The sequence below is a fragment of the Aeromonas sp. 11P genome (genome assembly GCF_051920165.1).
Taxonomy (GTDB): domain Bacteria; phylum Pseudomonadota; class Gammaproteobacteria; order Enterobacterales; family Aeromonadaceae; genus Aeromonas; species Aeromonas veronii.
The window spans coordinates 4,616,718-4,631,065 of the sequence record NZ_JBQBDJ010000004.1; the positions used below are offsets into that span (position 1 = coordinate 4,616,718).

A 14,348-nucleotide genomic window follows, 5' to 3' on the forward strand; every position below is an offset into this window, starting at 1 on the left:
TTTAGAACAACATGAATATTGATTGGGATGTTGTGCGAAAAAACATAAAATTTTTAGTTGCACTATATAGACCTTCATTAGCGAAAGCACTAAGTGTACCGTTGTTGTTGGCAGGAGTAGGCATTCTCAACACTCCTTTATGGCTAGATATTTTAAATTGGCTTTTGAGTAACCAAAAATTCTTCCCAGAATATAATGGACCAATATCAACTCCAATGTTTATAACCGGGTGGGTGTTAATTGGTCTAAGTATTTTTATTTATTTTATTGAAGTGTGGCTTCAAATTAAATCAATGCGCCAGGAAAGTGAAAAAAAGCTACTGGATACCGTTAAAAATCATCCAAAACAAACAGCGGATTTGATAGTTGATCAGATGAGGGGGGCCGGATTTACCGCTCAGCATCTTCAAGACGAAAGAATAGAAAAACTTGCCCACGAAATTACCTTGCTGAGATTTTTCGGTTCTTTTCCTAAGGAAGAGAAATCGATTGCTTTAGCAGAAAGCATTATTGATGGAGAGCTGTCCGGCGGCACCCCTCAAGTAAAAGCTAGGGCGCTAGCGCTAATTGCAAGATACTTATGTGTAGGAGAAAGGGCTCAGCTAGCGAAAAAATGGCTATCATGTTCTAAAAAATTGTGTCAAACGGAGGAGGCTGCGATAGCACAGGCCTTTATCGATGCTATTGAATTGAACAGAGTAGATGCGGCGTCTGGTTTGCTTGCAGGGGGGGCTTCAAATTATTCTGCCTTTTTTATGATTAAAAAAATAGTAGAAGGAAACGACGCTGCTTTGCTCTGGTTAGAAAGTGCAGGATTAAGCTCTCAAGATTTAGACAATGATGGCAAAGTCTTTTTGGTTTCTACATTGTTGATAGAGCATCAATGGGAAAAGGCTTTAGATTCGGCGCAGGCGATAGGCGACGCATCATTTTATATTTCACCAGCACTGGCGCAGATTTCTGCGTTTGCATTCTTGGTAAATGCAATTAAGGCTGTTGAACTCCGCGAGAGCGTGTTGGCTTTTATTCCTTTAGCAGCAGATAAGTTTCCACTTGCAGATGATTCTGAATCGACAGCGCTTAGAAATAGAGCTGTCGAACTATTCAAATATTGTTCAGGTCAGGCAAGGCACCTCGGTGCTGAAGATGTCGCTAATGTATCAGATAAATATGTGCTGTGGTTACAGCTTAGAAACAGTGAAACACACGAACAAGCAATTTCAGAACTTGAGAGCTACTTTGTTAGTTACACTCAGAAAACACTTGAGAATTTGTCATTGGCATTTGCTTTTGGAATTGAAATCGATTTTGATGCGATAGAAAAGGAAGTAAATAGACAAACAGCACTAAGTCCAGAGAATGATGCAACTCTTGGTTTAGCCAGATTTGTATTGGCACAGGTACAAAAGCCAATATCGGCAGCAGTGGATTATATTAACCGCCACAGAACTCAAATGGAAGCCGCCGTTAATTCCATTGCAATTAGTATGCTAGAGATAGAGGCATTAGCGAAGTCAGGGTTGGTCGATGATGCACAACAGCTTTTACAGAAGGTCGGGAATTCTGGAGCGTCAGATGCTGATGTCAGAAAATTGCAAAATATCATCGAATCAGTTAAGGGGGCTGACCCAGTTGCATTAGCTATAAGTCAATATCAACAAAGTGAAGATACAAGTGATCTTGCTCATTTGGTTAATTTGTTAGAAAGGACAAATCGAGGTAGTAAATACTACTCATACTGCCGAGATCTTTTTTACCGTACAGGCCAGGAAACTGATGCTATCAGAGTCTGTAATGCGGCCTGTTTATTGGGGCGGTTTGCTGAACTTCATCAGTTTTTATTAGATAAGATAGATCTTGTAAAAAGAAGCGAGAGGCTGCAAGCCCATTGGGCTTGGTCTCTTTTTAGAAAAGGAGACTTAATCGGTGCTCATGAACAGATTGTTCGATTGAAGCAGTATAAGTCGCAACAGACTGATCTTAAAACTCTTGAGATCAATCTATCTATTTTTGGTGGTGACTGGGAGTCTCTTAGCATTTTTGTGGAAGATTGCTGGAATAATCGGGATGAGTTAAAGGCCAATGACCTTTTACAAGCTGCCCAGTTAGCTAAAGCAATTTCTCCACGGAGAGCAAGGCAAATTTTAGATTTCTGTACAGGAATATATGGATGATCCTCAAGTGCTAGCATCATCATACTTCATCGCTACAACAATGGGCACGGAGGACAATCAAGAAACATCAGCATGGCTCAATAAGGCAATAGATCTCTCTAATGACAACGGCCCATTGCGAAGGGCTTCATTCGAAGATGTAAGGGAGATGGTGTCCGAGGCTAGAGAGAAAAATGAGAGGGTCTATAAAGCCTATTTAGATGGCGATGCACCCATTTTTACAGTGGCGGAACTATTGAATAAGACAATGTCTGATTTTTATCTGATCCAGCCATTTGAAAATAAAAAGGCTAAAGATATAAGGCGGAAAAATGTAATTCCGCTATTTCATGGTGTAAGGTTGGATCAGGTCATTGTTGGTAATACAATTGTAGTCGATGCTTCCAGTGCTTTGGTGATGGAAAATATTGGGATATTAACCCATCTGTTTGATTGTTTTGAAAAAATAGTTATCCCGCATTCTTTTATGCGATGGCTTTTTGAAGAGAAGCAGAAAGTTGCTTTTCATCAGCCGAGCCAAATTGAAAAGGCAAAGTATTTTGAGCGGCTTGTTACTGATGGCAAAATTTCCGTTTTTCATCCTAAGAAAATTAATAATCCTGAGCTGGCACTAGATGTAGGTGAAGAGCTTGCGTTTATGCTAGAAGAGGTGCGTGAGAATCCTGCGAATGAGTCGCAATCTGTGGTCGTGTGTTCCTACCCTGTATATAAGGCAGGAGGCACCTTTAGAGAGGTGGAAGCTGACCTTTCTTTATTTCATCACAGTCTGACTTCATGTTCCCAATTAATAAAAAAACTCAAAGATCTAGCCGTAATCACTGAATTTCAGTGTGTTAAAGCCTTAAATTATCTTAGCCAGCACGAAAAAGAATGGCCTGTCGATCTTGAAGTAGTCAGTGGAGCACGATTATTTCTCGATTCACTGTCAATTACCTACCTGATTACCGTTGATATGCTTGATAGACTTAGCGAAGCCGGATTCGAAGTGTATGTATTTAAGGGCGAGCGCGATAGATATAGAACGCTGATAAACTACGGTTCAGTTGTCGAGCAGGCAGATTCGAAAATAGAAAGTATAAGAAAGTTGTTTTTTAATGGGCTTACATCTGGGAAAGTTACACTCGCTGAAATACCTTTAAAAAAAGACCAAGTAGCTGCTTCTGAGAACAATTATGCCAAGCCAACAGAAGAGCTTTTTGAGGCGCTAAAAATATGCGATGCAGCTTTGATAGATGATCGATTTATGAATAAGCATCGAAATATTGCATTTGATGAAAGAACAGTACCAATCTATACATCATTAGACTTTATCGAGACGCTACACCATAAAGGACTTATTTCTAAAGCTCAGAAGCTTGAATTCAGAACATTACTTCGGGAGTTTGGGTTAGAGATTGTTAGCATTTCCAGTGAAGAGCTTGAATATCACCTAAATCACTCCGTTATGTCTGATGGTGAGTTTAAACCAACTAAACAGCTAAGAATGATAAGAGAAAATCTGTTTTTGATCAGGATTAGTGGTCTGGTTCAGCTCCCAAGAGATGCCCAGTGGCTACATGAGACGATGAAGACTATTGCAAAAGCAATAAAAACTCAGTGGACCGCCGATATCTCACCTGAACTAAGTCGCGCTAGCTCCTGCTGGCTATATGAGCTTATGGGTTATAGGGAGTGGGCCCAAGCTCATAAAATAAGAGGGGATGAAGGTATGGCCTATTTAGGCGAGGTTATTAAAGTGAATTCAGTGTTGATTCCGCCGGAGTCTTTATCAGACGAGCAAAAGAAAGGCTACAAAGCATGGTTGGATGAGTTTGTTTTGGGGCCGCTAAAGGATAATGACCCGTGGAGCTTTAAGACTGTAATTGATTCGATGAAGTCGGAGGTTAAAAGTATCGCTCAGAAATCGATACTGGAGGAAGAGGTTTATGACTAACTCATATTCAGTGCGAGCTTATATGGTTTCGCACACTCTCAATTTATTCCCCAGTTTGGTGAGAGAGGAACTATTATCTGATAGTAAGTTGTTGGAAGAACTAGAGCTAGTAACAGATGTCACGATTAGTTTTGGTGATAAAGAAGTCGCATTTTCCAGAACCGCTCTCTTTAAAGCTATTCGCAGTACTTTTGACAATGTCGAGGAAGAGTCCTCCTTAGAGGATATTAATCGCAATGTTTGGTTTCTACGAAATATTCCAGAAGAAAGTTCAGCATTTTCTTTAACCAAAGGTGATGTGCAGATACTTAATAATAGTTTTTGGCCGCTTTTGGGAGATATCGACAGACGGTTAAGTATATTTGAGACAGTAGCGAAGAAGAGTTGCCTTTCGAAAGAGGAGTTTGAGTACTGGAGAGCAGTTCTCTCAATGGAGGCAGTAAGTGATGATGATGTATCTGACTTGTTGCTTGATTTGGATTTATCACCAGCCCACATTAAAGGTGTGTTAAAGAATGAGTTTCAAGGACCATCAAATAGTGTTTCAACACTGGTCCCAAATGAAATCCGTTATTATGAACGGCTTGTGGGTAAGTACAGCGGGAGTAAAAACATTGAGGAGTTCTGTAATAATGAACTCAAGCAGTACCTCGAAGGTAGAATAGAAGGTGGAGTAACTGAAAATAATATATTGCTTTGTATGCATAAGTCAATATCAAAAGTTATTTCAACTAGGCTCGTTGACGAAGATTCGTATCAGTCAATAGCAAAGCGAGCAATTGAAAGCAGTCATCCGATACTTTTGATATCTTGCCTTGAAATCGGTATTTTGAAATTCGCAAATTCATTAGATGCGACTCTTAAAGCTCTTTTTGAGAGTGTGTCGGCTGTAAAAACATTAGAAAATCTACGTCTTTTTTGCTCGATGGCTGTTTTCGTCGATGGTGAACTGGCGCGACTTCAGATATTTCGCAGTATGCCACCATTCTACCGGCGTCTCGCTTCACTTGCCCAGTCAGCCTTAATTGTTGAAGCTGCACTGGAAGAAAATGTTACCTTTGACAAAGTAGAGCAATGGGCGGCTCAACAGAGAGGGCTTTATTTTTACTGTCAAAATTTTATTGATCTACTAGAGGAGCCAAGATGGTTACCAACGTACTTGACAGCAGATCAATTCATTAATGAGATTTATGGACGGGTATATAATGTATGTCAAGAAGTTGGTGAATTCGAGATCGCTGAATGTCTGCAAGAAGAGCTTATGACTGGTTCTCGACTCAATATGAATTCGTTTTTACCTGGACCGTTGGAAGGTAACTCTATTCCAGCTGATGTACCGAGAGAAATATTTAATTTGCTTGATAAGCAAGTCGGCGCTAATGTTTCATTAGCATCGTTCAAAGTTTTGATGAATTCAGCGCCTTTCTGGAAAATTGATGAAAAATATTTGGAACATACAGTTTCGCTGTTAGAAAGCGCACAGCATAAGTTATCCTCGGTAAACGATAAAGATTCAGTCTATCAGGTGCTGAACGGGTTAGCGCAAGTTTCTTGTCTGACTAGAAGCAGAAAGCTTTCTGCGTCGGTAGTGATTTTAAGTCGTCTATATCGGGACTATATTGATGTGGACTCTGAGCCCGAAAACTATCTTTCATTAGGTTTAGTCGCAGGAGCTGCCTTTGAGGATAAGAATGACTGGGCTGAATATATAGGGCAATGGTGTACAGAATTAGCATATCTGCCAATCAGTGATGATGCAATTTTTAGAATAGAGGCAATGCTCGAAAGGCTTTGCATCTTGGAACCTTATTTGTATCACACCTGTTCAAAGGCTCTAGACATATTTAAGATGCTGAGTAGAAAATAATTTGTATTATCAACTGGTGTCCTGACATTAAGGGAAGGTTAGGGAAAGAGCGAATAAGTCCTTGATGTGAGATCATAAGCCTCTATTGGTATGTACAGATCTAGTTATCACCTGACACCGGCCTCAAACCGGTGTCTTGTTTACGCTATTTTAGTGCGCACTTCCTTCGGTATCAATTTCAGACTCTTCTTGAACATGTTGTAGGGGGGTTGACCCTCCATCATCCTGCCTTGATGTGACCGCTGGGTGTTGTAGTGCTCCAGGTAGCTATCCTGGTCTGCCTGCATCTGTTCTACCGACTCATACCAGGTCGTCCTCCCCTTGATACGGAAGTGTTCATCCAGCAGTGTGCGATGCAGTAGCTCGATAAAGCCGTTGCGCTGCGGCCTGCGTACCTTGGTTGTCCGGTGCTCAATCCCCTCCAGTTGCAGGAACAGCTCGTAGGGATGGTGGTCAGGTCGTCCACAGAACTCACGCCCGTTGTCCGACAAGATGGTATAGATCAGTGCCTCGTGGGCTTCGAAAAACGGCAGTACCGTTTCATTGAGCACATGGACCGAGGTCACCGGCAGCTTGCTGGTGTAGAGCCCCCAGGCGTGGCGACTGTAGCAGTCCAGCACTGTTTGCAGATACACCTTGCCAACCCCCTTGAGCGCGCCGACGAAGAAGGTATCGACCGCCACCAGTTCCCCGGTGTTGTGGACCTCAATCTGACGTTCGCGAAACTCGGGGCTGAAGCGCTCTAACAGGCGAATTTGCTCGTCATTGAGCTCAATGGTCTGCTCACGTGCGTTTTCTCAAGGCGCAGCAAGCGGTCGTGTTTGGAGAGCAAGTCGTGCCGTTGCCACACGCCACGCACTCCACCGGCACTGACGTTGATACCATGCAGAGCCAGTTCTTGGGCGACCCGCAGTGGGCCATGGGTTGGTCTGGTGAGGGAGTAATCGAGGATGGCCTGTTCAATCTCGGGAGCGACCCGATTGGGATGAACCCCTTTGCAGCCGGGCAATTTGTCGAGCAATCCCTCGGCACCATAGGTCTGGTAATTACGGCGAATTTCGTAGAACTGCTGACGGCTGTAGCCGATGAGCTTGCAGGCTTTGCTGACGTTATTGAGCTCTTTGGCGAGCTCTAACAGGCTGAGTTTTACCGGTTGATGAGTCAGGTGATGCCCGGTTGGGAAAAGACCAAAGCGAAGCTGGATGGCATGTCTAATCGCTTGTTGACGTGAGTTATCCGCTCGTCAGTCACCCACAGCCCGGCAGGCCACCCTTGCCGGGCTGAATTTTTTGGTATGGATGCATTGATTGCTCTTCGCATGGAGCCTTTTGTAGCCCAAAATGGACATTTTTTCTGAGCGGAATCACCAATCGCCTCAGAATAATGTTCTATATCCGCCACCCTCTTATGTCAAAAAAGGAATAAAAAACATTTACTTATTATTTATAAAAATAAATATTCGTGATTATGTATGCTTATGTGATTTTTTATAACCATATGTTTTTTAAGATAAAAAATGAAATTTAGTTGAGTGTGGTATTTTTGCCATGATAGCGTCGATAGTTATTATTTATAAAAATAAATAAGTAAAAACACAGCTGAAGTTGAGCGGGGAATATGGCGCCAGGCGTTCATGGGGGGAGCACGGCAGCAGATCGCGCACAGTCATGATGTTTCTGTCGGGGCGGTCGAAGCCATTATTCAGAGCCACCAGGGGCTGTCTGACTGGCGACGGCATTTGAGAAGGGTTAACCGTCTACGTGAGCACCGTGTAACGGTGGCTGCATATTTGGCACAGCATGCCGATGTCAGTCGAGGCTGTGTCGAACAGGTGTGTAGAACCGCAGTTACTTGGCTCTATAAACATGATCGTGCCTGGTTGTATCAACAGTTACCTGCCGCCAAGCGAGCAGTTCATCATCCCAGTGTGGATTGGGAAGAACGGGATAGGAAACTGGCTGAGCAACTGGGGCTGCTGGCCGAGCAGGCAAGCTCTCTATCTGCATTGGAACGGGCAGTCGATAGGCCAGATTGCCTGAGGAAATACAAAACACGTCTACCGCTCAGTTACGCATTGGCTGTGCGGCTGGTTGCGGCGTATGCCGCTCAACATCCTATGCCCTGATGCTCGCCGTCGATACCTATACAGGTTCTGATATCAGGCATCACAACGAGGAGTATTGCCATGAAGGTCGAAGCAATCGTTCCTACCACACAGGTCGTCGATATTTTGTGCGATGTCTGTGGTGCTAGTACTACTAAATCGCTCGGTACGCAGGAATTCGGCACGCTGGAGGCTTGCTGGGGTTATGGTTCGCAGCACGATGGTGAACGATATCAGGTACACCTATGTGAAGGCTGCTTTTTTGGGGCGCTGGCCAACCTGAGACAGGAGCATCGGTTGATGAATATGTTTTTGGATGATTATCAACCCGCAGACCCTGATCAATTTGGGAAAATTGAAGGCAATCGAGAGCTTATCTAACCACGATTTGAGTGGTTGTGTTGGTCGGCTCATCAAGTGAGCCGATTGGTCGAGGTCATCGGCTCATCAAATGAGCCGATTGATCGGGGTGATCGGCTCATCAAATGAGCCGATTGGTCGGGGTGATTGGCTCACCAAATGAGCCTATTGTTGGTGCTTTATGGTCACGTATGAACTGTTAATCAACAGGGGATGCCATGCCTAATCCGGCCGACAAGATCGATAACTGCCTGCGCTCCCATAGGCGTAGTAATCACATCGGCCGGTTTTTCACCACCTAATCCCCACGCAGAGCGGGTGAGCCATCTCATCGTTTTAGCAGTATCTCCCCGGTGTAGGGATATGGCTGCGTCCACTGCTAAGGCTGCCCAGTAAACGCGATCTCCCTGAGCTGTCGATAAGTGATTGCCCCGTTTGATTTGGCGATTCAGTGTGTCTCGGCTAATGCCAATCATCTGGCAAATTGTTCGGGTATTAGACCCCAATAGCTTGCTCAGTTTGACGACGATCTCAGGAGATACACCAGACACTATGTGCTGATGGGCGGCTAGCCAGTTACGTGGTAGACCGAGCGACTCCAGAACAGATAGATTGCTGGTTGGGGGAGATTGCTCTACATGAGTCATGATTAGTCTGCGCCTCCGTCTGGGGGGTGTTGATGGCAGCCCAATGCGAATCATCACTCAGGAGTTCATTGGGACATCATCTAGTTTGGGGTATTCGTGAGCGGTTGACCACAAGAACGATAAACATATTAAATCCTTTTGAATCAGTATCTTATATTTTTTTGTGTCGATTGGCCCCCGCGATCTTCAACGCAGGTGTTTGCATCAGGCACTTAATGACTACAAGCTACGAGTCACTAGGACCATATAACTAGCATCCAATCTATGCAGGGTCATTCGCGGGGTCTGTCTAGTGGTCAGCTAAATACTCGCAAGATATAGTGGTTGTGACATACACCCAGCATTAACTACATGTTTTAGGTTACGCTGGCGAACTGTACTTGAATTGTTGCCTTATGAAAAAAATCCAAATGAATCCCAGTAATTTTGAGCCGTTAAAAGCCTGTTGGCCACAGCTATATCAGCATGCTGCTTTCGCTGAGCAATATGCGCACACGGATCCACACACAGTTGCAGTAAAGCTTCGCTGCTTCGCGGAAGTACTGGTTGGTATCATATACAGAGAACTGAGGCTGCCCAGTGAGTTAACTGACGGTTTTTTCGAAAAACTCAAATCTCCCTATTTCCAAGACGCAGTTGGTGAATCCGTATGTCAGAAACTTCACGCCTTGCGTATCCTCGGCAACAAAGCCGCTCATGGCTGCTCGATAGATGCTCAGACTTCCTTGTCACTGATTGAAGAGGCATACCTTCTCGCATTGTGGTTCTACAAAACCTACAGCGGTGATGTTCTCGAACCGTATCCGGCTTACATCCCACCGGCCAAGGCCTCGGAAGGCGTTGCTGTCCCCGACACCGACACAAAGGCAGAAATGCATGCCGCTGCTAAGGAGGAATTGAGCCGCTTGGAGGCTTCTGAGAAAGCTGCGCAAGCAGAGATCGCTAACCTCAGCCAAGCTCTCGACGAAGCAGCTCTTGTCAGCTTCAAGCATGCTTCCACCAATGCCTCAAGGGCAATTGACTTCAGCCCTTCCAACACGCGCAGGTTGATAAGTATTTACGACGTTTTCGCGGGATATGACCTGACCGACGGTCAGGCGAAACTCGTCAGCCAACTTGAACGATTCCTAGATGGCAGAATAGAAAGCGTTTTTCTCCTCAAAGGCTATGCGGGAACCGGCAAGACCTTTATCACTAAGGGGCTGACAGAATATTTTCGTGCCATTGGGCGCAATTATGTTCTGGCTGCGCCAACAGGCAAGGCTTCCAAGGTGATCGCAAGCAAGACTAAATCACCCGCATACACGATTCACAAGACCATCTACTCGTTCGATGATATAGCTGAGTATTGCGACGACGATACCGACGATACCGACGGTACCGAAACCTACAAATTTTACGCCAGACTGAATGTTAACTGCCTCTCTTCCGACACAGTTTACATCGTGGATGAAGCCTCCATGATTTCGGATATCTATCAAGAGGGCGAGTTTTTCCGATTCGGAACGGGATATCTGCTTGCTGACTTCCTAAAGTTCGTAAATTTGGATCACAATGATCACTGCAAGAAGGTAATTTTCATCGGTGATGATGCGCAACTGCCACCGGTCGGGATGAATTTTTCCCCCGCATTAGATGCTGACTACCTATACCGCGAACATCACGTGCGCTCGACTGAGTTCGAGTTATCTGAGGTTGTCCGACAGAAATCGGAAAGCGGCGTAATGGCGAATGCAGTTCCCCTTAGAAGCGCATTGCGTGCCAAGTCTTTCAACCAACTGGTAGTTGATTTCAGTTACCCCGACGTTCAGAAGGTCGAACACCAGGATTTGATGGGGCGATATCTCGAATCCTGCGGGAACAAGATAAACGGAGAATCGATACTTATTGCTCACTCTAACTCCGAAGTCGGTGACTACAATCGCCTGATTCGTGAGCATTTTTTCCCTGGCCACCCGGAAGTTGTACCGGGAGATAAGGTGATGGCTGTCTCCAATAGCAACGCATACGGGATATTCATTTCGAATGGCGATTTCGGCTTGGTTCGGCAGGTGGGCACGGTCACAGAGAAACGCACTATTAAACTAAAAAGGAAAATCCAAGATTCAGGGATGCTTGAGGAAATCCCCGTCTCGCTGCTTTTCAAAGACGTGATTATCGGCTTCAAAGACTTCGATGGCGTCGCGCACTTTTTTCAAGCCAAAATCATAGAGGATCTGCTTTACAGCAAGGAGTCTGCATTATCTTCTGATCAGAACAAGGCTCTTTATCTCGATTTCTGCATCCGAAACCCTCAGTTGAAAAGAAAAAGCGTGGAGTTCAAGCAAGCATTGAAAACAGACCCGTATTTCAATGCTCTTAGGCTAAAATTCGGCTACGCAATTACCTGCCACAAAGCCCAAGGCAGCGAATGGAACAACGTGTTCGTGAAATGCAAGAGCCATCAAAGCCAACTGACGGCCGACTATTTCCGATGGCTCTACACCTCGATAACGCGTACTGCCCAAAAACTCTATTTGCTTGACCCGCCTAATCTACAACCGTGGAGCGGCATTAAAATTGTCTCAAACCCTGTACGGGGTCTATTCGATGCCGCAGGAGCTCTAGAAGTCTGCCCTTCAGCCTCTGTTTCTTCACCTCCCTCATCAATGGGTGCATCCGCTACGGAGAAGTATGAAACTTTCGGCATTCCCTGCAACGCCAAGTTTCTACTCTCGATACTGACGGAGGTTCATAAACTTACCGATGAAAAGGGCATCGTTATAGTAAATATTTCTCATAACCAATACCAAGAGGCCTACCACTTCAATCGTGAAGCGGAGTCCGCCCGCGTAGATATAACCTACAACGGCAAGCATAAGATTACCGATGTTATCGAACGGAACTTAAACGACTTGGGCGTCGAGGTTGCATCCCTACTTTCCCCTCTCAAAGGCAGGCTGATTTTTCCTGAAAGTGGTTCAGCAATTGCGGAAGCGAGTTTTTCCAAACAGTTCCTGAATGACTTCCACCAGAAGGTCATCGGGCTGTGCAGCGCGAGCGGAATAACGGTTCAGAATGTCGTAGAGCAGCAATGGTTTCTGCGCTATCACTTTGTCAGGGACGGATCTGTCGCCGTTTACGACGTTTGGTACAATGGTAGAGATCAATTTACTAAATGTCAGCCCGTGATAACTGCCTGCACACCTAGCCCATTGGTCAGAGTAATTGGCCAGATGCTTACAGAGGGTATGCGAGGATGATTACACGCACCGACGTTTACGCAAAACGCAAGCAGGGGGATGTTGATGAGGCATATCGCATGGCATTGGAGCTCATGGGATCACTTGATCGTGATTACTGGGATAAGAAAGCTTATTGTTGGTGCTTAATAGACCTTATCAAACGTGATGCCAGCAATGGGATGCTTGATAACCTGCCCCATTATCGTAGCCAACTGGAGAGTATTAGAGTTGACCCATCTGACGAGGTTCTCACGAAGGGAATTCGTAGTGCCCTAGCTTTGTGCAGCCCCTGTGGGCGGGAAATCAGTCAAGCCAAAGCTCTTAGCAAGGCGGGCAGACATGCGGAAGCAGTCGCCGCATACCGAAAGGCTCTGGCTCAATGCCAGGCAGACAGGGAAACACAAACGGGGTTCGGCTGGGAGTTGTTCAAACACTCCAAGGCGCTGATTGCTGCCGAGAACGTCAATATCGGAACGATCAAACGCAACCTGAACGACTATCTCAAACTGGATGTTGAAAAGCCTTCACTCCTGCACGCTTGCTTTCTCCAACTCGCCTCAAAACTGGCGGGTCAAGACAAATTGAGTATGCTCGTTTTCTCTCGTCTGTGGAATCTGGAATATCTGCGTCCTGAGGATTTCGAGCGATATCGCTCGGAAGACGGAAAGGAGTATCCGTCCCTGGCTGAGAGGGTACTCCAGCAAGCGGGAAAGGAAGCCGCTGCCTCCGAAAACGAGCGAGAGCAAGAATACGTCCTCCCTTACATCGATGCGGCGATCGAGCGCTTTCCAGACAACATCTGGCTCAAATTGGACAAGGCAAAGGTGCTTATCTCCATCGGTATGCATGCCGAAGCTTTGGCTTTCGGTCTCGCCGTCGCCAAGGCCAAACCGAACGACTACTGGGCTTGGGGTTTGTTGGGTGACATCATTTCTCCGATGGATCGGAATGCAGCCATCGGCTGTTATTGCAAAGCATTGTCCTGCCGTGCCGAGGATAAGTTCACAGGAAAAATAAGGATTAGTGTCGCTCAATACATGTTGGAAGGTAGCGATTTGGCCGCAGCTAAGCTTGAAATTGAGACCCTCATGCGTGTGAAGGAGAGCGAGGGGCATAAAATCCCCGAAGTGGTAGCGGAAATCGCCTCCCGGCCCTGGTTTGCTGAAACACAGGCAGCCTCGTCCAACCATGATTTCTATAAGTCCCGTTCCCCGGTTGCCGAAGCCCTATTGTGGAGTGACTTGCCATGGGTCAATGCAAACGTGGGTGAAAAATTTACCGCTCTCAGCAAAGATGGTAAGTCGATACAGAAGCGAAAGATATTCCTTGAAACATCCACATTCCCTTCGGAGGAGAGCATTCCCGAATCAAAACTCGGAGGAAAAAAATTCATCCTTGGCGACGCGATAAGGGTCAAAGGCGAGATCGACGACAACCAGCGCTTCAAGATTTTCCTTCTCGACAGTAGGGCGTCCAAAACGAGGTGGGATGTGTTCCACGAGATAATTGGCGTTGTTGATCACGTGAATCGCGATAGAGGGGTTCTTCATTTTATTGTTGATCGTATTATTGACGGACTTGTTCCTCTTAATGATTTGACTGAGTCGTTCTCTGAAGGGGATTCGATTGCTCTCAGGTTGTCTAGGTACATATCAAAAGACGGGCCTAAATATCGAGTTTGCCAAGCTACTCCCACAAGCAAACAACCAAGCGAACACATCAAGAAGCAGTTTAGCGATAAAGTTCGCGTGTCCAACGGAATGGGATTTACGGAAAATGACATATTTATTGCTCCTCCACTGGTTGTGGAGCACAACATAAAAGATGGCTTGATGATATCCGGTACGGCAGTTCTCAATTTCAACAAAAAGCGCGGTACTTGGGGATGGAAAGCCGTTTCTATTGCGCAGGCTTTCCCGATGGAGTCCTAGGGTAAGGCTCGATGTGGAACGAATAGGCGTGCCAATGATTACGTCATATTAAGATGTGGCGGGTTTCGGTTTCCAACTTCAATGTCCTGTTTGTTTGTGGAGCGGATG

Annotated in this window: 8 protein-coding genes and 1 pseudogene; 7 read left to right on the top strand and 2 right to left on the bottom strand. The window is 45.5% G+C overall.

Annotation, left to right across the window (positions count from 1 at the left end):
• Positions 1 to 11 precede the first annotated feature (11 nt).
• From ACTG1P_RS21395 to ACTG1P_RS21405, 3 genes are read left to right on the top strand one after another with little or no spacing between them, the layout of a single operon-like run.
• Positions 12 to 2,174 carry a hypothetical protein gene (locus ACTG1P_RS21395; protein WP_440002208.1) on the top strand — a complete coding sequence of 721 codons (2,163 nt, stop codon included), beginning with the start codon at positions 12 to 14 and terminating at the stop codon, positions 2,172 to 2,174.
• On the top strand, positions 2,167 to 4,107 hold the full coding sequence (locus tag ACTG1P_RS21400; RefSeq protein WP_103251525.1) for an HTH domain-containing protein: 1,941 nt from the start codon (positions 2,167 to 2,169) through the stop codon (positions 4,105 to 4,107). The genes ACTG1P_RS21395 and ACTG1P_RS21400 overlap by 8 nt, the downstream gene beginning before the upstream one ends.
• A complete protein-coding gene (locus ACTG1P_RS21405; protein ID WP_440002209.1) occupies positions 4,100 to 5,974 on the top strand; it encodes a hypothetical protein in 1,875 nt (624 codons plus the stop codon). Before ACTG1P_RS21400 ends, ACTG1P_RS21405 begins: the two co-directional genes overlap by 8 nt.
• Before the next feature lie 140 nt (positions 5,975 to 6,114).
• On the opposite strand, the pseudogene ACTG1P_RS21410 reads toward ACTG1P_RS21405, so the two are convergent.
• Positions 6,115 to 7,139: pseudogene (locus ACTG1P_RS21410) on the bottom strand (IS481 family transposase).
• A 468-nt stretch (positions 7,140 to 7,607) separates the two neighbouring features.
• On the opposite strand from ACTG1P_RS21410, the gene ACTG1P_RS21415 reads away from it, so the two are divergent.
• A complete protein-coding gene (locus ACTG1P_RS21415; RefSeq protein WP_440002210.1) occupies positions 7,608 to 8,099 on the top strand; it encodes a TnsD family Tn7-like transposition protein in 492 nt (163 codons plus the stop codon).
• Between the two features lie 60 nt (positions 8,100 to 8,159).
• On the top strand, positions 8,160 to 8,459 hold the full coding sequence (locus ACTG1P_RS21420) for a hypothetical protein (protein WP_362811523.1): 300 nt from the start codon (positions 8,160 to 8,162) through the stop codon (positions 8,457 to 8,459).
• Between the two features lie 182 nt (positions 8,460 to 8,641).
• Here the strand turns inward: ACTG1P_RS21420 and ACTG1P_RS21425 are convergent, their stop codons facing one another.
• Complete coding sequence (locus tag ACTG1P_RS21425; protein ID WP_440002332.1) at positions 8,642 to 9,139, bottom strand: antitoxin Xre/MbcA/ParS toxin-binding domain-containing protein; 498 nt, start codon at positions 9,137 to 9,139, stop codon at positions 8,642 to 8,644.
• Positions 9,140 to 9,480: 341 nt separating this feature from the next.
• Between ACTG1P_RS21425 and ACTG1P_RS21430 the strand changes: the two genes are divergently transcribed.
• Entirely contained in the window at positions 9,481 to 12,327 is a 2,847-nt protein-coding gene (locus ACTG1P_RS21430) for an AAA family ATPase (protein WP_440002211.1), read from the top strand.
• Entirely contained in the window at positions 12,324 to 14,240 is a 1,917-nt protein-coding gene (locus ACTG1P_RS21435) for a tetratricopeptide repeat protein (RefSeq protein WP_362808128.1), read from the top strand. Before ACTG1P_RS21430 ends, ACTG1P_RS21435 begins: the two co-directional genes overlap by 4 nt.
• Positions 14,241 to 14,348: the final 108 nt, after the last annotated feature.